Origin of the sequence: Enterococcus durans, assembly GCF_002277935.1 — a bacterium.
GTDB classification, from domain to species: domain Bacteria; phylum Bacillota; class Bacilli; order Lactobacillales; family Enterococcaceae; genus Enterococcus_B; species Enterococcus_B durans.
In genome coordinates, this window is sequence record NZ_CP022930.1 from 204,730 (window position 1) to 228,806 (window position 24,077).

At 38.3% G+C, this 24,077-nt stretch carries 24 protein-coding genes; 1 reads left to right on the plus strand and 23 read right to left on the minus strand.

What is annotated here, in order from left to right; all coding sequences use genetic code 11:
- Window positions 1-37: 37 nt before the first annotated feature.
- The 22 genes from lgt to CJZ72_RS01085 all read right to left on the minus strand — a co-directional run bounded on the left by lgt (window position 38) and on the right by CJZ72_RS01085 (window position 22,289).
- Entirely contained in the window at window positions 38-868 is an 831-nt protein-coding gene (lgt, locus tag CJZ72_RS00980; protein WP_005880398.1) for a prolipoprotein diacylglyceryl transferase, read from the minus strand.
- Window positions 869-882: 14 nt separating this feature from the next.
- A complete protein-coding gene (gene hprK, locus CJZ72_RS00985; protein WP_005880400.1) occupies window positions 883-1,821 on the minus strand; it encodes an HPr(Ser) kinase/phosphatase in 939 nt (312 codons plus the stop codon).
- Between the two features lie 192 nt (window positions 1,822-2,013).
- Window positions 2,014-2,364 carry a phage holin family protein gene (locus CJZ72_RS00990; protein WP_005880401.1) on the minus strand — a complete coding sequence of 117 codons (351 nt, stop codon included), beginning with the start codon at window positions 2,362-2,364 and terminating at the stop codon, window positions 2,014-2,016.
- Entirely contained in the window at window positions 2,364-2,669 is a 306-nt protein-coding gene (locus CJZ72_RS00995) for a PspC domain-containing protein (RefSeq protein WP_016177419.1), read from the minus strand. Before CJZ72_RS00995 ends, CJZ72_RS00990 begins: the two co-directional genes overlap by 1 nt.
- Window positions 2,670-2,798: 129 nt before the next feature.
- Entirely contained in the window at window positions 2,799-4,358 is a 1,560-nt protein-coding gene (gene liaX, locus CJZ72_RS01000) for a daptomycin-sensing surface protein LiaX (protein ID WP_095443559.1), read from the minus strand.
- Between the two features lie 289 nt (window positions 4,359-4,647).
- Window positions 4,648-5,325, minus strand: a complete 678-nt coding sequence (gene phoU / locus CJZ72_RS01005) for a phosphate signaling complex protein PhoU (RefSeq protein WP_005880407.1) — start codon at window positions 5,323-5,325, stop codon at window positions 4,648-4,650.
- 12 nt (window positions 5,326-5,337) lie between these two features.
- Window positions 5,338-6,096, minus strand: coding sequence for a phosphate ABC transporter ATP-binding protein PstB (gene pstB / locus CJZ72_RS01010; RefSeq protein ID WP_005880409.1), 759 nt, complete (start codon window positions 6,094-6,096; stop codon window positions 5,338-5,340).
- A 15-nt stretch (window positions 6,097-6,111) separates the two neighbouring features.
- Window positions 6,112-6,918, minus strand: a complete 807-nt coding sequence (gene pstB / locus CJZ72_RS01015; RefSeq protein ID WP_005880411.1) for a phosphate ABC transporter ATP-binding protein PstB — start codon at window positions 6,916-6,918, stop codon at window positions 6,112-6,114.
- 14 nt (window positions 6,919-6,932) lie between these two features.
- Window positions 6,933-7,817 carry a phosphate ABC transporter permease PstA gene (gene pstA, locus CJZ72_RS01020; protein ID WP_005880413.1) on the minus strand — a complete coding sequence of 295 codons (885 nt, stop codon included), beginning with the start codon at window positions 7,815-7,817 and terminating at the stop codon, window positions 6,933-6,935.
- Window positions 7,817-8,737: a phosphate ABC transporter permease subunit PstC gene (gene pstC / locus CJZ72_RS01025; RefSeq protein WP_005880415.1), complete on the minus strand. Its 921-nt coding sequence runs from the start codon at window positions 8,735-8,737 to the stop codon at window positions 7,817-7,819. Before pstC ends, pstA begins: the two co-directional genes overlap by 1 nt.
- A gap of 117 nt (window positions 8,738-8,854) precedes the next feature.
- Window positions 8,855-9,709: a phosphate ABC transporter substrate-binding protein PstS gene (locus CJZ72_RS01030; RefSeq protein ID WP_005880417.1), complete on the minus strand. Its 855-nt coding sequence runs from the start codon at window positions 9,707-9,709 to the stop codon at window positions 8,855-8,857.
- Window positions 9,710-10,051: 342 nt separating this feature from the next.
- On the minus strand, window positions 10,052-11,500 hold the full coding sequence (gene cls, locus CJZ72_RS01035) for a cardiolipin synthase (RefSeq protein ID WP_081134253.1): 1,449 nt from the start codon (window positions 11,498-11,500) through the stop codon (window positions 10,052-10,054).
- A 142-nt stretch (window positions 11,501-11,642) separates the two neighbouring features.
- The gene (locus CJZ72_RS01040; RefSeq protein ID WP_081134252.1) at window positions 11,643-12,668 is read right to left on the minus strand and encodes a UDP-N-acetylglucosamine--N-acetylmuramyl-(pentapeptide) pyrophosphoryl-undecaprenol N-acetylglucosamine transferase; all 1,026 of its coding nucleotides are present in this window, start codon (window positions 12,666-12,668) and stop codon (window positions 11,643-11,645) included.
- A gap of 409 nt (window positions 12,669-13,077) precedes the next feature.
- Window positions 13,078-13,962, minus strand: a complete 885-nt coding sequence (ftsX, locus tag CJZ72_RS01045) for a permease-like cell division protein FtsX (RefSeq protein ID WP_279263087.1) — start codon at window positions 13,960-13,962, stop codon at window positions 13,078-13,080.
- Window positions 13,955-14,641 carry a cell division ATP-binding protein FtsE gene (gene ftsE, locus CJZ72_RS01050; RefSeq protein WP_005880425.1) on the minus strand — a complete coding sequence of 229 codons (687 nt, stop codon included), beginning with the start codon at window positions 14,639-14,641 and terminating at the stop codon, window positions 13,955-13,957. Before ftsE ends, ftsX begins: the two co-directional genes overlap by 8 nt.
- Window positions 14,642-14,751: 110 nt before the next feature.
- Window positions 14,752-15,850, minus strand: a protein-coding gene (prfB, locus tag CJZ72_RS01055) for a peptide chain release factor 2 (protein WP_179135138.1) whose coding sequence is annotated in 2 segments (ribosomal slippage) — window positions 14,752-15,777 and window positions 15,779-15,850 — 1,098 coding nt in all. Because the reading frame shifts where the segments join, the coding sequence is not laid out codon by codon here.
- 132 nt (window positions 15,851-15,982) lie between these two features.
- Window positions 15,983-18,517: a preprotein translocase subunit SecA gene (secA, locus tag CJZ72_RS01060; protein ID WP_095443560.1), complete on the minus strand. Its 2,535-nt coding sequence runs from the start codon at window positions 18,515-18,517 to the stop codon at window positions 15,983-15,985.
- Between the two features lie 220 nt (window positions 18,518-18,737).
- On the minus strand, window positions 18,738-19,292 hold the full coding sequence (hpf, locus tag CJZ72_RS01065) for a ribosome hibernation-promoting factor, HPF/YfiA family (RefSeq protein ID WP_005880431.1): 555 nt from the start codon (window positions 19,290-19,292) through the stop codon (window positions 18,738-18,740).
- Between the two features lie 135 nt (window positions 19,293-19,427).
- Complete coding sequence (locus CJZ72_RS01070) at window positions 19,428-20,114, minus strand: ComF family protein (RefSeq protein WP_081134250.1); 687 nt, start codon at window positions 20,112-20,114, stop codon at window positions 19,428-19,430.
- Complete coding sequence (locus CJZ72_RS01075) at window positions 20,111-21,385, minus strand: helicase-related protein (protein ID WP_095443561.1); 1,275 nt, start codon at window positions 21,383-21,385, stop codon at window positions 20,111-20,113. Before CJZ72_RS01075 ends, CJZ72_RS01070 begins: the two co-directional genes overlap by 4 nt.
- A 194-nt stretch (window positions 21,386-21,579) precedes the next feature.
- The gene (locus tag CJZ72_RS01080) at window positions 21,580-21,903 is read right to left on the minus strand and encodes a PTS sugar transporter subunit IIB (RefSeq protein ID WP_005880436.1); all 324 of its coding nucleotides are present in this window, start codon (window positions 21,901-21,903) and stop codon (window positions 21,580-21,582) included.
- A 98-nt stretch (window positions 21,904-22,001) separates the two neighbouring features.
- Window positions 22,002-22,289, minus strand: coding sequence for a DUF7662 domain-containing protein (locus CJZ72_RS01085; protein WP_025479974.1), 288 nt, complete (start codon window positions 22,287-22,289; stop codon window positions 22,002-22,004).
- Between the two features lie 128 nt (window positions 22,290-22,417).
- On the opposite strand from CJZ72_RS01085, the gene CJZ72_RS01090 reads away from it, so the two are divergent.
- Window positions 22,418-23,056 carry a YigZ family protein gene (locus tag CJZ72_RS01090; protein WP_005880440.1) on the plus strand — a complete coding sequence of 213 codons (639 nt, stop codon included), beginning with the start codon at window positions 22,418-22,420 and terminating at the stop codon, window positions 23,054-23,056.
- Between the two features lie 226 nt (window positions 23,057-23,282).
- On the opposite strand, the gene CJZ72_RS01095 is transcribed toward CJZ72_RS01090, so the two are convergent.
- Window positions 23,283-23,990 (minus strand): GntR family transcriptional regulator, encoded by a 708-nt coding sequence (locus CJZ72_RS01095; protein WP_005880442.1) that lies wholly within the window; start codon window positions 23,988-23,990, stop codon window positions 23,283-23,285.
- Window positions 23,991-24,077: the final 87 nt, after the last annotated feature.

The following is a 24,077-nucleotide window of genomic DNA, read 5'->3' on the forward strand; positions in this document are numbered from 1 at the left end:
CACTCCTGCTAATTTTTTCATTTTATTCGCTCACAAATCAGATCAAAAACTGGTCTTTTCCTAATGAACGATCATAATCAGGAAGATTTTCTTTCTTTCTCCGCCAAATAAATAGAATGATCGTACCGATGAATAACACGGCAGATAGTAATTGAGAAATACGGATCACTCCAAGGAAGTACAAGCTATCTGTTCGTAATCCTTCGATAAAAAATCGACCAAAGCTATACCACATCAAATAGACGAGCAACACTTCCCCTTTTTTCAGAAGATGTTTTTTGTTTCTTAAAATCAACAACAAAACAAAACCGATCAAGCTCCACATCGATTCATATAAAAAAGTCGGCTGACGGTAAATTCCTTCAATATACATGTTATCAATAATAAATTGTGGAATATGCAAGCTTTCTAAAAAAGCTCTTGTTGTGTTCGGTCCATAAGCCTCGTGGTTCATGAAGTTTCCCCATCGACCAATTGCTTGAGCGAGTAGAACACTTGGTGCTGCAATATCTAAAAATGTCCACATGGAAATAAAATGATATTTTGTAAAAAAGTATAAAGTGATCGCCCCGGCAATCAAGCCACCATAAATCGCTAATCCGCCTGAACGGATATTGAAAATTTGGATCGGATCAGCAAGGTATTGAGGAAGATCAAATAAGATATAGTACAAACGTGCACCAATAATCGATAAGGGTAAGCCCCATAACATAAAATCAGTCACATCATCAGCTTTCAGCCCTACTCGAACTGCTTCACGGCTGCTAAGCCACATGGCAATGATGATCCCTGAAATAATGATCAGTGCATACCAATAGATAGGTATCCCTAGAAAATCAAAAGCCACTCTGTTTATTTGTGCCAACATGTTTCCACTCCTTGCTACTGTCCACTAGAATTTTCTTCGATCAAGCGGCTCAATCTTTCTTCAAACGTCTTCGTTGCGTCAAATCCCATTGTTTTTGCACGGAAATTCATAGCAGCTACTTCAATGATGATCGCTACATTTCGCCCAGTTTTCACAGGGATCTTGATTTGTGGAATCCCCACTTCAGCAATTTCTACTGAAGTATCTTCTGATCCTAAACGATCATATTTTTTATCTTTTGCCCATGCTTCTAAATAAACCGCTAATTGGACTTGCATCGATCCACGTACAGCACTGGCACCAAATAGATTCATGACATCGATGATCCCGATTCCTCGGATCTCAATCAGATGTTCCAAAATTTTTGGTGGTTCTCCGATCACAGTCAATTCATCTTGCTGGTAGACATCCACTCGATCATCTGCTATCAAACGATGTCCCCGTTTGATCAATTCTAACGCTGTTTCACTTTTACCGATTCCGCTATCCCCTTGGATCAATACGCCTAAACCATAAACATCGACTAGTACACCATGGACGCTCGTCCGAGGCGCTAACCTTCCGTCTAAGTAGCTGGATAATTCTCCAAGTAGACGGGATGTCGAGATTGGTGAACGTAATACTGCCATCCCATGTTCATTCGCTGCTTGGATCATTTCTTCGGATGCTGGTAAACCTCTTGAAATAATAAATGCCGGCATATCCTCACTGCACAGCCGTCTCATGATCATCAATCTTTCTTCAGGCATCATTCGTTCAGCAAACGTGATTTCTTTACTGCCGAACAACTGTAGGCGATCATGTGAATAATAATTAAAATAACCGGTTAATTCTAAGCCTGGTCTTGAAATATCGCCAGTTACGATAACACGCTCCAAACTCTTCTCGTCACCAGTTACGATTTCTAATGATAATTTTTCTACCAATTGGCTTACTTTTACAACTTCTGCCATTCGTGTTACCTCATTTCTATTAGAGTGTTCCCCTTCATTTTATCATTGTATAGCAAAAAGTACTACCAAATAAAAAAAACGTTTTATTTTACGATCGTTTCGTACTTTTCGAATGAAAAAAGCAAAAAAAATCGACATGAACGGGGGGAATCAGTTCATGTCGACTCTTTAGCCATAAGGCGTATATTGTCGTTATTTTCTACTATTATGTTCACTAACGATCACATTGACGAGCGCCATCAAGATAGCGACAAACAGTGCCGCTCCGAATGAAGCAAACCCGAAATTACCCTCTCCTATAAAGAAAGAGGTCAATTTCAAAATTGCTGCATTGATGACGAATGTAAACAAGCCAAGAGTTATCAGCGTAAACGGCAATGATAATATCGTTAAGATCGGTTTAACGAACATATTCAATAGTGATAACACAAAACTTGCCAAAACTGCAGTCCAAATACTATTTACATAGACTACATTTGGAAAAAGAACTGCTAATGAGATAAAAGTCAGCGAATTGACGATGATCCGTTGAAGGTAGGACATTAAAAGTCACTCCACTCATCGTCATCGACTTTTTCTGCCTCTTTACGTTTTTTTGTTTGTTCACGATAGTTGTTGTTTTCATAATATTGGTTATCATGTCCATAACTTGTACGATTTTTTCGTGCTGATGGAATGATCAGTGCCAATAGGATATATAAAATAATCGGACTGCCAAAAGCAACCAAACTCAAGATCACATAGATCACTCGAACAACTGTAGGGTCGATTCCAAGATATTCTGCAATCCCAGCTAATGTACCTGTTAAGACGATATTATTATTTGACTTTGTCAACTTTTTTTTCATTTTTGATTCACCTCTGTCCTACCATTGTAATTGAAGAAAAAGGTTGTGACAATAGTACCTTTTTCACTATTTTTTTAAACTACTGTTCACAGCATGACAATTATAAGAATCCTGCTGTGAACAGCTGGCTTACATCTCTGCGTCTTTTAGATAGATGCTGCCTGTTGTTGTTGTTAATTGAACTGTAGCTACACCATCTTCTGATAAACGGCGGAATTGTAGCATTTGGTTTGTCCGTTCTTTTTTCTCGCGGACTACTTCATAATCGGATAACCGACTATTGATACTTCCTAAACTAGTTTTCGCATTTCCTTCTAATCCGATCGTACTTGGTAATGCTACTTTGACATTTCCATTCACAGAGCTTGCCTCGATTTTTTTCAAACGATCCTCTTTGATCGTTAACCGCACATCTCCATTGACTAAAGAAACAGATAGATTTTCAGGTGTAGCTCCAACCGTAACAGTGCCGTTCACTGTTTCAATGATAGAATCTAAAATCGCACCATCACGTATATCGATATTTCCATTTACACCTTCTACTTCAAGCATGGTAGCTGTAAGATGGTTGACTGTGATATTTCCATTTGTTGATTTCGTATAGATATCTTTTCCTTCTAACTCATCAATCGTGATATTTCCATTCAACAATTTGATTGCTGTATGGTCATATACTCTTTTCGGAAGGTAAAAGACTAGATCTGCACGAACACGCTTATTTGGGATCTGGAATGAAAGATGGTCATCATTCACTTCGATCTGGCTACGTTCTAAAAATGCTTCAAATGGTTCTGCATTCATTTTTCCATATAATTTGATTTTCGCTTCAACTTTAACATCTTCGCTATCCCATGTCTTCAATACCACATTCCCATTGGCTGCTTTGATATCGATGATGCTTGCTTCTGGAGCTTCATAATAAAATTCATGTTCAAATTTCGTCGTAGCAATACCTGGTACACGAAGATTGACATCTTTCCATTCCATATTGTCATTGACAGTTTCAGAAACAGATTGGAAAGTCTTACGCAAGAATTTACCTAGATACGTTCCTGCTTCAGACATTTTTTCGCCTACTTGGTTCAGTGTATCATTGGCCTGTTCTTTCCAATCATCAGGAATCTCAAATTTTTCTGAGAATGTTTCTTTCTTTTCTGACCACTGGTTTTTACGGATATCTTTTAGTTCTGCTTCTAATTTTATACGTTCTTCTGTTAAAATATCTCCTGCAGCTTCTAATTCTTTGATTTCATCTTCTAACGTTTTTCGTTGTGTTAATTCTTCCTCAGAAAGCTGATCTAATTCTTCTTTTGTATTCAGCTGCATCAATGTTTCCTGTTTTTCATTACGTACAGCTTTGTTTTCAGCCAATTTCTCATTGACTTCATCCAAATGAGCAGAAGTCTTATTTGCTTCCGTTGCCAGTTCATCTAAGATTTTTTCTAGATTTTCTTGGTCTTCTTTTTCTTTTTGTTTTGGATCGATTTCTGGCTGTTCTTCTGTTACACCATTTTCTAATTCATCGATCACTTGATTTTTTTCTTTATGACTGGCAGTTACTCTATCCGCTTCTTTTGCAATTTGTTTTTCATCTTTTTCTGTTGCCATACTTTCTAATAGGTCCAGTCCTTCTTCAGTTGAAAGGACTCCTTTTTTAACTAGATCTAAAATACGTTCTCTTTCTTTCATGGAAATTGCCTCCTTAAGCAAAAATGGTTTGCAAGCTTTTCCTTACATACATATTATGCACCGAATGCGTTAAAAAGTCATAGGACTTAAGTTGTAACTTTTTCTCCATCTCTAGTTGCTATTGGTTTTATGAAGAATAAGGTGGAAAGTTTATTGCGCATTTCCACTTGATTTGATTCAATCCCATCGGTCCATATCCTTATCCTATATACTGATTATCTAAAAAAAGATGAAAGACCACAAAAATCCGGATTTGGATTTTATGGCTTTCATCTTTTTTGATTCATTTTTAAAAAATCTCATTGTGGTTCGTATTCAATTCCGTGATTTTTCCAGTAGCCAAGTAGACGATCCATTCACAGATATTCGTGACATAATCACCGATACGTTCTAAGTAGCTAGCAACATTTAAATAATCGGTTCCGCTGATGACTGTTTCAGGGTTTGCTTGCATATTTTTTATTGTAGCATTATAAATACGATTGAAGTAATCATTGACGCGCTGATCCATGTTTGCGATCGTACGTGCATCTTTTTCGTCTGTTTTCACGTAAGCGACTAACACATTGTCCACCATTTTTTTTACGTAATCTGACATATCTGAAATTTCTTTCTCAATGTCTGGTATCCGCGTTTGTCCCTTCACACGGATTGTAGACTTAGCAACAGATACAGCGTGATCGGCCATCCGCTCTAAATCAGAACTAGCCTTCATCACAGTAATGATCATCCGCAAGTCCGTAGTAACCGGTTGTTGTAAAGCAATCATCTCAAAACTTTTTTTCTCTAGACGTGTTTCCATATCATTGATTTTGATATCATTTTCAATGACTTCTTGCGCAAGTGCTTTATCGTGTTTGATATAAGAACGAACGGATTTATGCACTGCACTACTTACCATCATCCCCATCTCATAAAATTGATTATGAAGATTCAGTAATTCTTCTTCAAATTGTGTCCGTAACATTTCATTTCCTCCCTATCCAAATCTTCCTGAGATATAGTCTTCTGTTTCTTTTTTTTCTGGATTCATGAAAATCTTTTTCGTGTCATTGAATTCGATCAAATGTCCATCTAAGAAAAAGGCTGTTTTATCCGAAATACGTGAAGCTTGAGACAGATTATGCGTAACTATAATCATAGTATATCTTTCTTTTAATTCCAAGAGCATACTTTCGATTTTCCCAGTCGATACTGGATCTAGCGCACTTGTGGGTTCATCAAGCAAGATGATTTCTGGGTTGACTGCTAATACTCGGGCGATACAAACCCGTTGTTGTTGCCCACCTGATAAAGATAACGCACTTTTATGCAATTTGTCTTTGACATCTTCCCACACTGATGCAGCTTTTAAACTTTCTTCGACTACTTGGTCGAGAACTTTTTTGTCTTTTTCACCTTTTAACTTTAGTCCATAGATCACATTTTCATAGATTGAGAATGGAAACGGATTTGGTTGTTGGAATACCATGCCGATTTCTTTTCGCAATTCAACGATATCTGTCTTTGGTCCATAGATATCTTTTCCTTTATAAAGCACACTACCGGTGATCGTGACACCAGGAATCAGGTCGTTCATCCGATTCAAAGAACGCAGATAAGTTGATTTCCCACAACCGGAAGGACCGATCATTGCTGTGATCTCACCCTGATTGAAACTTAAATCGACCCCCTTCAATGCTTCTTTTTTGCCATAATATAAGTGAAGATCTTTTGATGAAATTATTTCTTTTGCCATAACGAGTCCTCCGTCTTAACCAAAGTGACCGGACACATAATCTTCGGTTGCTTGAATTTTTGGTCTGGTAAATATCTTGTTCGTCTTATCGTATTCGATTGCTTTGCCTAGATAGAAGAAAGCAGTGTAATCACTGATACGTGCAGCTTGTTGCATATTATGCGTCACGATGATGATCGTGTAGTCTTCTTTTAAGTTAACTAATGTTTCTTCGACTGTTCCTGTAGAAATCGGATCTAGAGCACTTGCTGGTTCATCTAACAACAGAATATCTGGTTTCATTGCGATCGCACGGGCGATGCATAATCGTTGTTGCTGTCCTCCAGATAGAGCAAGTGCACTTTTATCCAAGCTATCCTTTACTTGATCCCATAGAGCAGCTTGTTTCAAACTTGTTTCTACAATTTCGTCTAATTTCTTTTTATTTTTTTCACCATGTTGTTTCAGTGCAAACGTGATATTTTCATAAATGGATTTACTAAACGGATTTGGCCGTTGAAAAACCATCCCGATCCGCTTACGCATCTCATATACATCGATTTGTGGCGCATTGATATCTACCTCTTTGTACATGATCTTTCCAGTGACTTTTGTATTCGCGATCCCATCGTTCATCCGATTCAATGAACGTAAGTAAGTTGATTTTCCGCATCCAGAAGGACCGATCAACGCAGTGATTTTATTTTTCTCAAAGGCTAAGTCTACTCCTTTGATTGCTTCGTTATCGCCATACCAGACATGAAGATCATCCGTGTACAAAGCGACTTCTTTTTCTTGTCCCATTGTGATGATATTTGTTTCATTCCAATTATATTCTTTCATCTTACTTCTTCTCCTTAAGCTGAAGTCATTTTACGGTATAAACGTTTACCGATCGCACGTGCAGCAAAGTTGAACAACAGTACAGCGATGATCAAAACCGCTGATGCTCCTGCCGACACAGCAGCGCCATCTGGCATCGTTCCTTCCGTATTGATTTTCCAAATGTGAACAGCTAATGTTTCAGCTTGACGGAAAATGCTGATCGGACTGGAAACACTTAGTGGATTCCAGTTTGAAAAATCAAGTGCAGGTGCACTTTGTCCAGCTGTATAGATCAATGCAGCTGCTTCACCAAAGATTCTTCCTGAACTTAAGATGACACCAGTCAATATCCCAGGTGTTGCTTCTGGTACCACGACCCGGATAACTGTTTCCCAGCGAGATAAGCCTAATGCTAATCCTGCTTCTCTTTGTGTGTAATGAACAGCTTGTAATGATTCTTCGACTGTTCTTGTCAGCAAAGGTAGATTGAATACTGTTAATGCCAGTGCCCCAGAGATGATCGAAAAGCCATATTGGAATTGAATAACAAATACTAAAAATCCAAATAGACCGACAACTACTGATGGTAAAGAACTCAAGATTTCGATTGAAGTGCGGATGATATCTGTTACCCAATTTTTCCCAGCATATTCAGAAAGATAAATACCTGCTCCTAATGAGAGCGGGAAACTGATGATCATTGTAATGATAAGTAAGTAAATCGAGTTGAATAACTGGATGCCGATCCCACCGCCTGCTTGGTAAGCTTTAGATGGTTCAGTCAGAAATGCCCAAGAAATATGAGGTACCCCTCGAACGAGAATATATAAGAGTAAAGCCGCTAAGATCAACACAATGATTCCTGAAATCACGTAGAGGATGCCTGTGGCGATTTTGTCAGAGCGTTTTGCGTTCATTATTTCAGTGCCCCTTTCTTACCGATCATTCGAATCACGATATTAAAGAATAATGACATCAATAGTAAGATCAATGCCAATGACCATAAAACATTGTTCTCAGTCGTTCCCATGATCGTATTACCGATCCCCATTGTTAAAATAGATGTCAACGTTGAAGCTGGTGTCGTCAATCCTGTCGGCATCAACGCAGCGTTACCGATAACCATTTGAATTGCTAATGCTTCACCAAATGCACGAGCCATACCAAAAACGATGGCAGTCAATATCCCTGGTATAGCGGCACGTAAAACTACTTTATAGATTGTTTGCCATCTTGTCGCTCCCAACGCTAAAGATGCTTCACGATAATGTCTTGGTACTGACTTTAGCGCATCGACCGTCATTGTCGTTACTGTTGGTAAGATCATGACGAAAAGGACAAATGTCCCTGCTAGGATACCAAATCCTGTTCCGCCAAAAATACTACGGATGAATGGAACAACGACAGATAAACCGATGAACCCATAAACAACAGATGGAATACCGACCAATAATTCAATGACCGGTTGCAGAATTTTCGTTCCATTCTTTGGAGAGATCTCCGTCATGAATACTGCTGCACCGATGGCAAAAGGAGTAGCGATGATCGCTGATAGGAATGTGACGATGAACGAACCTGCGATCATCGGCAATGCACCTACCATCGGTTTGCCATTTGCCCCTACTTGTCCTGGATTCCAGTTTGTGCCAAACAAGAAATCAAACACATTGATTTTATCGACAAAGAAGGTTGCTAAACCTTTACTGGCAACAAAATAAAAAATTGCTAACACTACGACAACGATCAGCGCGATACAGAGAAAACTGATAAATTTGCCGCGTTGTTCCATTTTTGAACGTTTGGATTTTGTTAATAATGCTTTTTTCACATCTTCCACAGATGATTCCCCCCTAATCAGGTCTAACATACTTATTCAGTGTACAAAGTGAACATCAATTTGAGTTTAATAACATGTAAAATTTATGCTAAGTTTGTAAATTTTTTGTAAAGGCAGTTATTTTACAACGTTTCCTTCCCAATCTCGCTCCACTTCCATCTTTGAAACAGGGATATAACCTAATTCTCCAACAATATTATTTTGTACATCGTCAGAAAGAATGTATTCTAGAAATTCTTTTGTTAACTCTTTAGGCTGGCTCTTTGTATACATATGTTCATACGCCCAAATCGTCCATTTATTCGTTGTGACGTTCTCATCTTTAGGTTCGACACCGTCAATACTCAGTGTTGCTACATCATCTGTTACATACGAGAAAGCGACATAACTGATTGCTCCCGGCGTATCTGCCACGATCTGCCGTACCATCCCGCTTGAGTCTTGTTCCTGTGCGCGGATAGCTGTTTCACCATCTAATACCCATTTCTCAAAGGTACTGCGTGTACCGCTTCCAGAAGCGCGATTTAAAATAACCACTGGTTGGTCTTTTCCACCAACTTCTTTCCAATTCGTGATCTCGCCGGTAAATATCTTTCTTAAATTCTCCATAGAAATGTCTTTGACACCGACACCTTTATTCACAATCGGTGTTATTCCCACGACAGCTACACGATGATCCACTAAAGCAGAAGCATCGATCCCTGATTTTTCTTCTGCAAACAAATCTGAATTTCCAATATCAACTGCGCCTGATTGGACTTGTGACAAGCCTGTACCGCTTCCTCCCCCTTGTACATTGATGAATTTTCCGGGGTTTTCTGTTTGATAACTTTCTGCTACCGTTTCAACTAAAGGTTGTAGTGCAGATGAACCGACAGCGGTGATCGACTCGCCACGATCAATCCATTTGGAACAACCAGATAAAAGAATCGTTAATCCTATTATGGGTAAGAGTAATTTTGATTTTTTCATTAGAAATCTCCTTCAATCCTAAATTAAGTTCATTTTAACATTTTAGCGAATACTTGAAAACGAATCGAATTCATTAAATAACAAAAAATAATTATATAAATAAAAAAAATACTATCTCATTGAGTGTTTCTATGCTATACTGGCTTTGAAATGTGTCTCTTTAAAAAGCATATATTGATTTATTTCTTGCTTTCCCCAAAAAACAAGAGATACCCCAAAGTCAATCCGCTCATGCGAGACGCTTTCTCCATTTCTGACAGACTACAGAAATGGCCCCGACAAAAAAGGACATAAGACGACGTCCCTGACGTGCGTTTTATGTCCTTTTTGAATTGATCCTTATTATAGTAATGGCGAGATCAAGCGTGCTAATCCCTCTTTGAATTTGATGATCGTTCCACGTTGTTCATATTTTTCTTTCGTTAATGGTTGCGAGACTTTTGAATCATCAAAAAAGGCTTTTCGCACTTGTGAAGCCATCCGTTCATCATAGATCAAAGCATTTACTTCGAAGTCGAGCCTAAACGATCGAACATCGATATTCGCTGATCCAACTGAAACGACCCCATTATCAATAATCATTGTTTTCGCATGGATAAATCCATTTTCATATGTTTCGATCACCGCACCGTATTCAAGTAGTTCCGCCGCAAAAGAGTATGTCGCCCAATAAACAAGAAGATGATCTGGTTTATTAGGAATTTGCATATGGACCTTCACACCTGAAAGCAAAGCCAATTTTAAGGCTTCATGAATTGATTCATCCGGTATGTAGTACGGTGTCTGTATCAATATCTCTTTTTTGGCTAAAGAAATCATCTTTAGATAGGTCATCTTGATTTGTTCATGCTCCGTATCTGGGCCGCTCGTTACAATTTGCAGTGCCATATCTCCACTCGTTTTTATTTGTGGAAAGAACTTTGGATCATAACTGACTTCTTTCGTATGTTGTGAATTCCAATCCATCAAAAAGCGGTTTTGTAACGTATATACGGCTTCACCATGAATCCGTAAATGGTTGTCACGCCAATAACCAAACTTCTGCACTTGTCCCAAGTATTCATTCCCTACATTGAATCCACCAGTGTAACCAATCTGCCCATCGATCACAACAATTTTACGATGATTTCGATAGTTGATCCGTGGATTGATATAAGGCACAAACAACGGGAAAAAGAAAGCGACCTCACCGCCAGCTGCTTTCAAGCCATCAAAAAAACTTGCCGTTACTTGCGTTGATCCCCATGCATCTAAAAGGACCCTTACTTTAACGCCTCGCTTTGCCGCATCAATCAATGCGTCTCGAACCTCAACTCCCAGTGTGTCGCTTCGATAGATATAGTATTGTAAATGGATATGATCTGTTGCCTGTTTGATATCTTCCAGCAACGCATCAAACTTCTCTCGTCCATCCGTAAACAAAGTAACTTTATTTCTTGTCGTATACAGCGTACTTTCAAAAACAGTCAACATGTAGATCAACTGCTTTACATCTACCAGTCCTGTTGGCGGGTGAGGATACAATCCCCGCATCAGTGCTTGTTTATCTTCCTCGATCTCAAGGTTTTTCCCGATCTTACCTTGGAGTTTCAAATCGAAAATCTTGTCTTTAGAAATCCCTCTTCCTAAGAAAATATACAGAATGAAGCCAACGATCGGAATAAACATCAACACTAACAACCATGCCCATGTTTGAGCTGTTTCTTTTCTCTCACGAAATACGATAACAAAGGATAATAAAATATTTAGAATCAAGATAAAGGTAAAAAAATTATCAACAATCAATCCCATAGTTTCACCTCTTTACTTTTTCACCTACTTAAGAATAACTAAGTTGTTTTTTAAAGTAAAGCGAAAGTATAAAAATGATAGGAAACAGGAGATGCTTTTTTCAGGTTATTGAATTAGCGCTATATCTTTATTTATTAATTTTTCAAATTTTATTTTTTAATATAGTTGTATAAAAATCTTCAATTTCCATGAATTCGTTGGAAGAATCTATAGGCTCAATTCTTGCGTCCAATTCATCTATTTTTTTATCAAGCTGTTCTTTTGTCAAATCACTCTCTGACAAAGTTACGCTATATCCTTGGTCTTCAAAATATTTAGCATTCTCAATTTGATCGCCTCTACTGCTTTCAGCATTCAAAGGAACTATTATCATTTTCTTACCCTTAGCCAGTAACTCAAATATAGTATTCGATCCCCCTCTAGTTACAACATAATCAGCCAATTCAAATAATTCACCTAAACCTTTTTTTACATAGGGAATGCATATCAAACTATCCTCATAACATTCAGTATTCCCAGGGCCTGAAATAAGTACTACATTGTATTTTATCCTAAGTGAAGATTGATTTTCTAATACAAAACGATTGAAGATAGCTGCTCCCTGACTACCTCCTATGAATAGGACTGTTTTTTTATTTTTATCCAATGTAAGGCGTGTACCTAATTTATCTTTTTTAGAGTCTGAAGAACTAATCAAAGATCCAACTCTAGTCGATTTTTTAAGATTTAATGGAAAAGTTGAAAATGCTTCATCACAACATTGGTAACCAATTTTATTTGCCATCCCTAACGAAAGATCCGATTCGTGAATTAAAACCCTAATTTTTAGCGTTTTTGCTGCTAAAACAACTGGCACACTAACAAATCCACCTTTAGAAAATACTAGATTTGGTCTTAATTCCCTAAGAATTTTTCTTGCTTGAAAAAAACCTTTTACAACTTTAAAAATATCTTTGAAATTTTTTAAAGTAAGATATCTTCTATATTTTCCTGTTTCAATTCCAAAATACTGAACATTGATATTCTCACTAATGATTTCTTTTTCAATCCCATCAATCGAACCAATATAAAAAACTGAATATTTTTCTTTTAGAAAATGAGGGATAAGCAGTGTGTTCAATGTGACATGACCAGCTGTTCCGCCTCCTGTAAATACTATTTTTTTCATAGCAATCTCCTACATCCATATAATTTTATGTATAAATCATTAAATTACATTATCTCTAGTACTATGTCAATTTCATTTTGCAAAATTATTGTTTCCAACTAGTTGTATAAGTTGATGCTTTTGACTACTTTAGACTGTTCTCCTATTTTGATTGATTGCTTATTTTGATACCTATATTTCCATGATTTTTTTCAGGAATCTTAACTTGTTTTCCTCACACCCTTTTTGACCTGAATCGACTAAGATGATTCCATTGAAAAAGCACCTCTTATTGAATTCATTATAACGTGAATTTAACAAGAGATGCTTTTTTGTTTTAAATTATTGGGTCAGTTTCTTTATTCTATTTTGTGTATATTGGATTGACTTTGATCGCTCCTTGCTAAATGAGGGGGCGAACAAAAGTCTTTTAGAATTTCAAGAAACGTCTCATTGAAATAATTGAACCTAATGAACCGATGATCACACCGATACCAACCATCAATAGATTGATTTTCCATACAATATCTTGAGGATGGATCATTGAATAATGTGAACGTAAAAGTGTTGGGTTCAATGCTTGGAATGCTTGATCATAACCAAATGTGATGATCAATACAGGAATGATTGCACCAATCAAACCGATCCAGCCACCTTCTAAAAAGAATGGCCAACGAATATAGCCGTTTTTAGCACCAACCAGTCGCATGATTTGGATTTCTCTTTGACGTGAAAGGATGGTGATTCGGATCGTATTGGAGATCAAGAACATAGCAATGAATAATAACAACGCAGCAGCAGCTAATCCCCAAGTACGAACGGCGCTGGCAATCTTAAGTATCCGATCGGAAGAGGTTCCACCATAATCTGCTCGCGAAACATTTGCTAGCTTAGCAGCAGCTTCTGATACCTCTTTGGTATGGGATGGATCAGTAGTACTAACAACATATACGTCATATAAAGGATTATTGTCTCCTTCAAAAAGGCTCCATGAATCACCCATCGCATTTTGGATTTTTTTCAGTTCTTGTGCTTTACTTGAAAATGTCACATTTTTTACGTGATCGATTTCTTTTAAATCACTTTCGAGTTTTTTCATATCTTTCTCATTTGTACCAATATCGATGAAAACTGAAACTTCTACATTTCCTTCGATGTCTTCAGCAATTTTGGTTGCATTCATGATGACTGCCATAAATAAACCAACTAAAGTCAACGTGATCGTTACAGCACTGACTGAAGCAACTGTCATCCAGCCATTACGCTTCAAACTTTTGATACTTTCTAATATGTGACGGAAAAAGGTTCTAATCATCGTATCCATATTCCCCTTCCGCTTGGTCACGAATGATCCGACCATTTTCAATGGCGATTACCCGGTGACGAATTGTATTAACGATCGTACTGTTATGGGTTGCCATAACGACCGTCGTTCCTTGAGCATTGATCCGATCCAGTAATTTCATGATTTCCCATGAGTTTTCGGGATCCAGATTTCCAGTAGGTTCATCTGCAATCAGTACTTTAGGCGTATTGACGATTGCTCGAGCAATCGAAACCCGTTGCTGTTCCCCACCAGATAGTTCACTTGGAAATACACGGACCTTGTGTTTCAATCCCACTAAATCTAATACTTCCATGACACGCTTTTTGATATCTCGAGGCTTACGTCCGATAACTTGCATCGCATAAGCAACATTTTCATATACTGTTTTTCTTGGGAGTAACTTATAATCTTGGAATACTACGCCGATCTCTCTGCGCAGATAAGGAACCTCACGATTTTTGATTTCTAACAAATCATGTCCAGCAACATTTAGTGTTCCTTTTGTAGCTTTTTCTTCTCGATACATCAATTTGATGAATGTAGATTTACCAGCCCCCGATGGACCAACTACATAGACGAATTCTCCCTGATCGATAACAACCGAAAGATTTCGGATTGCAGTCGTACCATTTGAGTACTTCTTCATTACATCCTTCATTTCAATCATGGCGTTCTCTCCATATCTTTTTCAGTCTTTTACCATTATAGCATGGTAATGTTTCATCTTGCTTTCAAAATCTTACAATTTTATGTCATTTATCATTTATCTTCAACTAATCAAAGATGCATCTTTAAATAACCATCGATAAAGATATCTAGGTCACCATCCATTACCGCTTGGACATTCCCAGTTTCAACATTCGTACGATGATCCTTGACCATTGAATATGGATGGAAAACATAAGAACGTATCTGTGATCCCCAGCCGATTTCTTTTTGTTCTCCTCGCAAAGCGGCAGCTTCTTGTTCTTTCTTTTCCACTTCAAGTTGGTAAAGTTTCGCTTTCAGCATGCCCATTGCTTGTTCCCTATTCTTCAATTGTGACCGTTGCGCTTGACTGGCAACTACCGTACCTGTAGGAAGATGGGTGATCCGTACAGCTGATTCTGTTTTATTGATATGCTGTCCGCCCGCACCACTTGCTCGATACGTGTCGATTTTCAAATCATCGGGATTGATTGCAACATCGATCGTTTCGTCTAGTTCTGGCATGACATCTACTGAACAAAAGGACGTGTGACGACGCTTCGCCGAATCAAATGGCGAGATCCGTACAAGTCGGTGCACACCCTTTTCTGATTTTAGATATCCGTAAGCATTATGACCTTTGATCAGCAAGGTGACACTTTTGATCCCTGCTTCATCTCCTGCTTGATAATCAAGAGTTTCCACCTGATAGCCATGTTGTTCCGACCATCTAGTATACATACGTAAGAGCATGCTTCCCCAGTCTTGCGATTCTGTACCACCTGCCCCTGGATGCAACTCGATAATTGCGTTATTCCGATCATACGGTCCATCTAACAGCATCGCTAATTCATAGGTTTTCATTTTTTCGTCTAATGTTTGCAGTCTTTCTTCTGTTTCTTGCTGCATTTGTGCATCTGGTTCTTCTTGCAGCATTTCCACCATCAACTCTAATTCTTCCAATTCTTCTGCTAATGCGTTGAATTGGTCATAGGTTTCTTTGTTCGCGTTATTTTCGTTGATTACTTTCTGAGCGGCTTCACTATCATCCCAGAATCCAGGTTCCGCCATTTTAGCTTCTGCTTCAGCGATATCTTCTTCTAATTGGTCTAAGTCAAAGAGACCTCCTGAAACTTGTGACCTTTTCTCGCATTTCAGATAATAGGTTGCGAATCTCTGAAATTTCCATATTTATCCCTCTTTCTTTTGACTACAATTTATTTTAAGTATCTTTAGTTTACCAGAATCGTTTCTTAACAGAAAGAAGGTGAGTCAATTCTTAATCAAAAAGAACCGATCTCACCAACTTTACTGTCAAAAATTAGTTTTCATCTTTTCCATGACAGTTTTTATATTTTTTTCCGCTTCCACAAGGACATGGATCGTTTCTGCCTACTTTGTTCACATGCACTGGTTGTTTTTTCGCATTTGTATTGCTATTTTCTTTTGCGTCACCAGTTGTCGGTTGAACTGCTTCGCCTTGTGATACTTGTTCACGTTGCACCTTTTGACGAATTTCTGCCTTCATAAAGATACGTGTCACTTCATATTCGATGGCTCCGACCATGTCTTCAAACATTTTGTAGCCTTCTGTTTGATATTCAACTAATGGATTATTTTGTCCATAGGCGCGCAGACCGATTGATTGACGTAACTGGTCCATCGCATCGATGTGATCTGTCCATTTTGAATCGACCACTCGCAGAATCACTACTTTTTCAAATTCAAGCAATTGTTCAGGACCGTTCAGTTGAGCGGCTTTCGTATTGAAGATCTCCTGTGCTAATTCATTCAAGTACTCTTTGATTTGTTGTGGTTCTTTTCCTTTTAGATCGTCAACAGAGATGCTGTCTTCATGGACAAGTGTACTACCAGCGAAATCAGCGATCCCTTCCAGATTCCAATTTTCTTTTTCTAATTGTGTATGCGCATCGACGACACGACTGATCGTGCGTTTGACCATGTTCATCAATGGTTTAGAAAGGCTCTTTTCTTCCATGATGACTTCTTGACGTTGTTTATAGATCACTTCACGTTGTTCACGCATAACATCGTCGTATTGCAAGACGTTTTTACGTGTATCGTAGTTATTTCCTTCTACGCGTTTTTGAGCAGATTCAACTTGCTTAGATAGCATTTTGCTTTGGATCACAGCATCTTCTTCACCGATCTTCATACGGTCCAAGAATGCTTTGATACGTTCAGAACCAAATCGTTTCATCAAATCATCTTCCAATGAAAGATAAAATTGAGACATCCCTGGGTCCCCTTGACGACCAGCACGTCCACGCAACTGATTATCGATACGTCGTGATTCATGACGTTCTGTCCCGATAACGGCTAAACCACCTAATTCGCGAACACCAAGACCAAGCTTGATATCTGTTCCTCGTCCAGCCATATTGGTTGCGATCGTAACTGCGCCTTTTTGACCGGCGTTCATGATGATTTCTGCTTCTTTAAAGTGATTTTTCGCATTCAAGACTTCATGAGGAATCCGTTCACGATTCAATAGATCAGAAAGCAGTTCAGAGGTTTCGACTGCAACAGTACCTACTAGTACAGGCTGCCCTTTACGGTAACGATCTTTGATATCTTGGACAACTGCATGAAACTTACTTGTCAATGTAGGATACAATAGATCTGCTCGGTCATCACGAATAACTGGGCGGTTGGTTGGTATTTGGAAAACCTGGATGTTATAGATTTCTCTAAATTCTTCTTCTTCCGTTTTTGCTGTACCTGTCATCCCTGAAAGTTTTTTATACATACGGAAGTAATTTTGGAAGGTGATCGTAGCCATTGTTTTGGTTTCGTCTTCGATCTCTACGCCTTCTTTTGCTTCGATCGCTTGATGCAATCCATCTGAATAACGACGTCCATCCATGATACGTCCTGTAAATTGGTCAACGATCAATACTTTTCCTTCTTGAACAACATAATCGATGTCCAAGAGCATGATATAGTTTGCCCGTAACGCTTGGTCAAGATGGTGCGTCAATGCTGTATTTTCAATGTCATATAGGTTTTTTAAGCCGAAAGTTTCTTCTGCTTTTTCGATTCCTGCTTCTGTTAAACTGATTGTCTTAGACTGAACATCGATTTTATAATCTTCTTCTTCCTTCAATCGTTTGACGAAATTGTCAGCTCTTGTATACAAAGCAGTTGATTTTTCTGCTTGTCCTGAAATGATCAACGGTGTTCTTGCTTCATCAATCAAAATGGAGTCTACTTCATCGACGATCGCATAGTTCAATGGACGTTGAACCATTTGATGACGATAAACGACCATATTGTCCCGCAAATAATCGAACCCTAATTCGTTATTCGTACTGTATGTGATGTCACAAAGATAAGCTTCACGTTTTTCATCTGCTGATTTTGAATTGATGTTCAATCCTACCGTCAAGCCTAAGAAATTGTATAGTTCTCCCATTTCTGTGGAGTCACGAGTTGCCAAATATTCATTGACTGTAACAACGTGTACCCCTTCTCCAGTCAATGCATTCAAATAAACTGGCATAGTGGCAGTCAGTGTCTTCCCTTCACCAGTACGCATTTCAGGAATGTTCCCATCATGAAGGACGATCCCACCCATTAATTGGACGTGGTATGGGTATAAACCTAAAACACGTTTTGCCGCTTCACGAACGACCGCAAATGCTTCAGGTAATAATTGATCTAATGTTTCACCTTTTTGGTAACGAGCTTTGAATTCAGCTGTTTTTGCTTGTAATTGTTCATCTGTTAATGCTGCCATTTCGTCAGCGTGGGCTTCGACTTTTTTGGCAATGCTATCTAAACGTTTTAGTTCTTTTTTATCATTTTCGATAATCGAACGAATAAAATTGGCCATACGTTGTGTAATCTCCTTTTTTACATATATTATCCAGACTATGTAGACTATACCTTCCATTTTAGCATTAGTCACTAATAATTGAAATATCTTAAGACGATTAAAGTGAGAACTTCATAATTAATTCATATTTCCTCATCTTAGAAAAAGTGAAAAAAGACTCGCAACACCCCTTTTAAGAGTGCTGCAAGTCAATTTTTACTGATTTAGTTGTTATTTATCAATCTGTTTCGATTAAACCGTATTTTCCATCTTTACGACGGTAAACGATACTTGTACCGTTTGTGTCCGCATCTTCAAAAATGAAGAAATTATGACCCAACATGTTCATTTGTAAAACAGCTTCTTCACTATCCATTGGTTTCAATGACAAGCGTTTCGTACGAACGATATCTAATTCAGAATCACTTTCATTTCCATCAGCTTCATTATTGAATAAAACCGCCGCATCTGCTGCATTTATTCCTTTTTCGCGAGATTTACGGTTGATTTTTGTCTTGAATTTGCGGATTTGACGTTCCAATTTATCAACGACCAAATCGATACTTGCATATAGATCTGGTGAAGTTTCTTCGGCGCGTAATACAAGATAAGGTAATGGAATGGTTACTTCCACTTTCGCTGTTTTTTCAGTATAAACTTTTAAATTTACATGGGCTGTAGCATCTGGTGCGTCACTGAAGTAACGTTCTAATTTTCCTACTTTTTTCTCAACGTAGTCCCGAATCGCTTCAGTCACTTCGATATTTTCACCGCGTACATTATATCTAAACATAAAAATTACCCCTTTCGTCTACCACAATCAAGAAGGAGAAGGACCACTCTTTCCCTCTTCTTAATACTATTATATCGAACTCTAATGTATTTGCAAACTAAATCGCTATCAATTCCATCAGTTTCTAATATTTATTTATCGCGCTAAAGAATACGTCCGGATTTTCTTTGGTTGATGAGGCAAAAGACAACTGGCTACATGAAATAACGTCTGCCCAGTCGTATAAACATCATCGATCACAAAAATAGTTTTCCCCTTTATTCCAGACGGATCGACCGTAATACCAAATGGTTGGATGCTGGCTAATCGCTCATTTCTTGTTTTTTTTGCTTGTGGGTTAGAGTGATGGATACGAGTCACTAACATCTGATAATCAACCTCCGCTGCTACTAGCATTTCACTCACTTGATTGAAGCCTCTCTCAGCTAATCGTTCGTTTGATAGAGGAACTGGACAAAAAATGGCTTCTGGGTGTTGCTTTTGTAAATTTTTCCAGTAAGTAGCGAATGTTCCTGAAAGGCGGATATCTCCCATGAATTTATACTGATTCAACCATTCTTGAAAGGCAGGATCGTACACAAAAAAAGCGTGATGGACAAAATCATAATCAGAAAACTTGTTTTGCCATGTGAAACAATCCTGACAGATCTTATTCTTCTCCGTGATCTGCTTTGCGCAACGCGGACATCTTCCTTGTTTAGGAATTTGCTGAAACAACGCAGTACAATCACTGCATAACTGTGGAACTTTTTTTACTCGCCAAAAAATTTCTTTGATGCTTAAGTCGTGTATCAAACGGCAATGACAATAGCAACATTTCATTTTTGACCTCGCAATCTTTTGCCTTGCTTATTCATCTCTTTAATTTCGCGACAAGCTTGGATAATAGCTATTGTTTTTTCTTCATAGAAAAAGTACACTTCACTATTTGAAAAAGCGCCTTTTCTGTCTGCTCTCCCAGCGATCTGTACCAATGAAGATTTTGTAAATACACGATGATCCGCCCCTAAAACGACCACTGAGACTTTTTCAAAAGTCACTCCTCGTTCAAGAATCATCGTTGTCAGTAGGATATCATACTTTTTTTCTCGCATTTTCGCCACTTTCGCTATGCGATCTGGATCGCGAGCAGAAGCATTTGCTATTCTATAATCTGGCATTTTTTCCATCAAAAGTCGTGTCAAGCGTTCCATGATCTCGATGCTTGGACAAAAAATCAATACATGATTTCGTGTCAATAACTGTTCAAGTTTGCGTATCAAAGGGCGGACCTTCTTCTCTGACAGACATTTTTTCTGCCAAGCATTCCAAAAAAATAGCTTTGGTTCAGGAAGTAATCGCTGGTGGAAACGCAAAGGCAAACGGTGTATTTGAAACGCCATACGGATTTCTTTTAATAAACGTTCAGCCGGCGTAGCACTTAAATAGATAAATCTACCTGTTGGCTTGATCGCAGTCTGCACAGCAAAGGAAAGTCCTTGATCGTCTGCGTAAGGAAATGCATCCACTTCATCGATCACAACCAAATCAAAGGCTTGATAAAAACGGTAAAGTTGATGTGTCGTGCAGATCACAAATGGGCTAAATCGGTAAGGTAGCTTTGTTTTTCCATGAAGTAGCAAAATATTTTCTTCTGGAAATACTTTATCAAAGCGGAGAAATAATTCATTGCAGACATCCACTCTTGGCGAAGACAAGACGACTCTGCCACCCATCTTTAAGGTTTTCATCACTATTTCATAGAGCATTTCCGTTTTTCCTGCCCCAGTGACTGCCCAGATCAAATGATGCTGTTTCGCTGGGCTGTTGACGATAGCATCTGAAATCGTTTTTTGCAAAAAGGTTAGTTGGCCAGTCCAAGCAAATGCAACGGGACGTTTTGTTAATGACGGCTGACAAAACAAAAATAACTGCTGGCTACTGTCACATCGTCCCAAGAATAGACAATGGGTACAAGAATACAAGTTCTCAGTTAATCGACAGTTCTTTTTTCGGTTTCTTGTCCCACAGCGACCGCAGATGAGCCAATTTTTTTCCAAAACAACTGCTGGGACTTTTTTATAGGGAATCGTTTGAAAAGACGGTTCTTCCATTTCGTTCAGTTCTCTTGTGAGTAATCGCCTCCCGTAAAGCTTAGTGTTTACTTGAATCACCTCCCGTAACTAAATATGCCAAAACGAGAGGATTATAAAAAAAGTCTAGGACAAAAGTAAGAAATACTTTTGTCTTAGACTTTCGAATAAGCAGTGGAGCAGAAGTAAGCCCTTCTGTTCCAGCTTCCGATTTATTATTTAGATTCGATCAAACGAAGCGCTTGTTGCAATACTTTTTCGCCATTCATCAGACCGTAATCAGCCATATTGATGATATCTAACGGAATTCCCTTTGGTTCTAACCGCTTTTCAAAGTCAGCTTTCATAAAACGAACTTGTGGCCCTAATAATAGAACATCTACCTCTTTTGAGGCTAAATGATTATCTGCATCAGAAGCGGATACTGCAAAAATATCTGTGTCGATCCCTTCTTCTTCGGCAGCCTTTTGCATTTTTGTTACAAGTAAGCTGGTACTCATCCCAGCTGAACATACGAGCATGATTGTTTTCTTTGTCATTTTACTCTCTCCTTTTTACAAAGCAAGCGTTTTCTTTTCGCCTGTGTGCCTATTATACAAAATAGGAAGAGAATGTCAACGGTTTCTTAAAATTTCATTCAATCAAATAACCAACTTGATTTAACTAGCTGATTAAAAACAACATATTCCTTTTTTAGATTGATTACAACTACTTCGTAACCAGCATTTATCCAACCATATGCACCTTTTTCAGGATGCTTATAATCATTCGCCCACCAATCAGTACTTTGTCTGGCAGATTTAGGGAGGCCATAACTGGGAAAGAGCAGTTCATCGATTTGAGTAAATGTCAGAGTAATTTGCGAGCCGCCATTGTTTTTTAAATATTGCGTAATGGCATCATATTTTTTTGTACGTTCTTTCATCCCCATCTCACCTCTCTCCTTTTATTATCGCACACTCTTCCGATTTCGCAAGCGTTATAAATGTTGAAACAATGGACTGAATTCATTATACTTTTACTATTGACTGTAATGTGAAAGAGGTGAGTACCATGCTTCATAGTTATCAAACGATCAAAGAAGACGGACAAAGTGAAATCGAAATCAAAAAATCACGTTTCATCTGCTCTCTCAAACGAGTCACAAGTGAAGAGGAAGCAAAAGATTTTATTCAAGCAATAAAAAAAGAACATTGGAAAGCAAATCATCATTGTAGCGCATTCGTGATCGGAGAAAAAAATGAGATCCAAAGAAGCAGTGACGATGGCGAGCCAAGTGGAACGGCTGGTGTACCGATGTTGGAAGTGCTGAAAAAAAATGAACTGATCAATGTTATAGCGGTCGTTACCCGCTATTTCGGTGGTACAAAACTTGGTACTGGGGGGCTGATCAGAGCGTATACGCATGCCGTTTCACATGCTTTAGAAGAGATTGGGATCGTAAAAGGGACCTTGCAACAAGAGATTTCCGTTCATATCACCTATCCTCAATTAGGCAAATTAGAAAACTATCTTACACTCAATCAGCTAACGATCAAAGAAACGAATTATACAGATAAAGTGACTGTAGTTTGTTTGGTCACAGAAGATAGCGTGGCTTCTTTCAAAGAATCCATCATTGAGTTGATGAACGGTCAAGTCTCATTTACCGATGGTGCTGTTTCTTATCATGAACAACTGGTCAACAAATAAGTCAAGTGACCTTTTGTTGTTTGTCGACACTCAAAAAATGAATAGCGTAGGCCAAATCTAAAAACCAGTTTTGTTATAGACTCCAATTCCCAATAAACGATGTCCAAAAGTCATTTTTTTCGGAAATTTCAAAAAAGAGGCTGGGACAGAGGTATTTAACTCCTTCAACTTGATCCTTGAAGTTAAATACCTCTGTTCTAGCCTCTATCCAATAGATGTCCTGCTACTATTTTTCTAAATAAAATTCAAAACGATTGCCTACATACTGCGTACGTACATACTCGAATGGCGTGCCGTCTTCAAAATAAGAGATTTGTCTCAAACGCAACACCGCATCACCTCTTTTAATCTCCAAATACTCAGCGATCTTTTCAGATGCTAACACAGCCGTGATGGTTTGATTTGCTGCCCCGATCTTATTTCCGCTTTTTTCTTCAAGCGTTCGATAAAGCGATTCGGTTATTTCAGCTTTGCTGTATGCATCGATGATTTTTTGAGGAACACTTGCTACTTCAAAACAGATTGGAATATCATCTGCGTAACGAATACGTTCCATACGTAAGATCGTGTCTTCTTTTTGCAGATTCAATTTTTCCATCTCACTAGAGCTAGGAGATGTCAAAAAATAAGAAATCGTTCGACTGGAAGGTACTCGGTTCTGTGATTCCATGATTTCAGTGAAACTTGTCGCACCTGTCATCTTTTCTTGTACTTTTTTACGCGCGACATATGTACCCGAACCGATTTTTCTTTCTAAGATCCCTTCATCAGCTAGATTCTGAATCGCTTGTCTCAAAGTCATTCGACTGACATTGAATTTTACAGCTAATTCTCTTTCAGAAGGAAGACGATCACCGATTTTCCAGATGCCCTGTTCGATTTCACTTTTGATCTGATCATGAATTTGTATATATACTGGTAATTGATTCGACATATCGTATACCCGTCCTTTCGTTTCTTCTATTATAACTGGTATATACCTGATTCACAACCGAAAAGAGTACCACTTCTAGCTAAATCC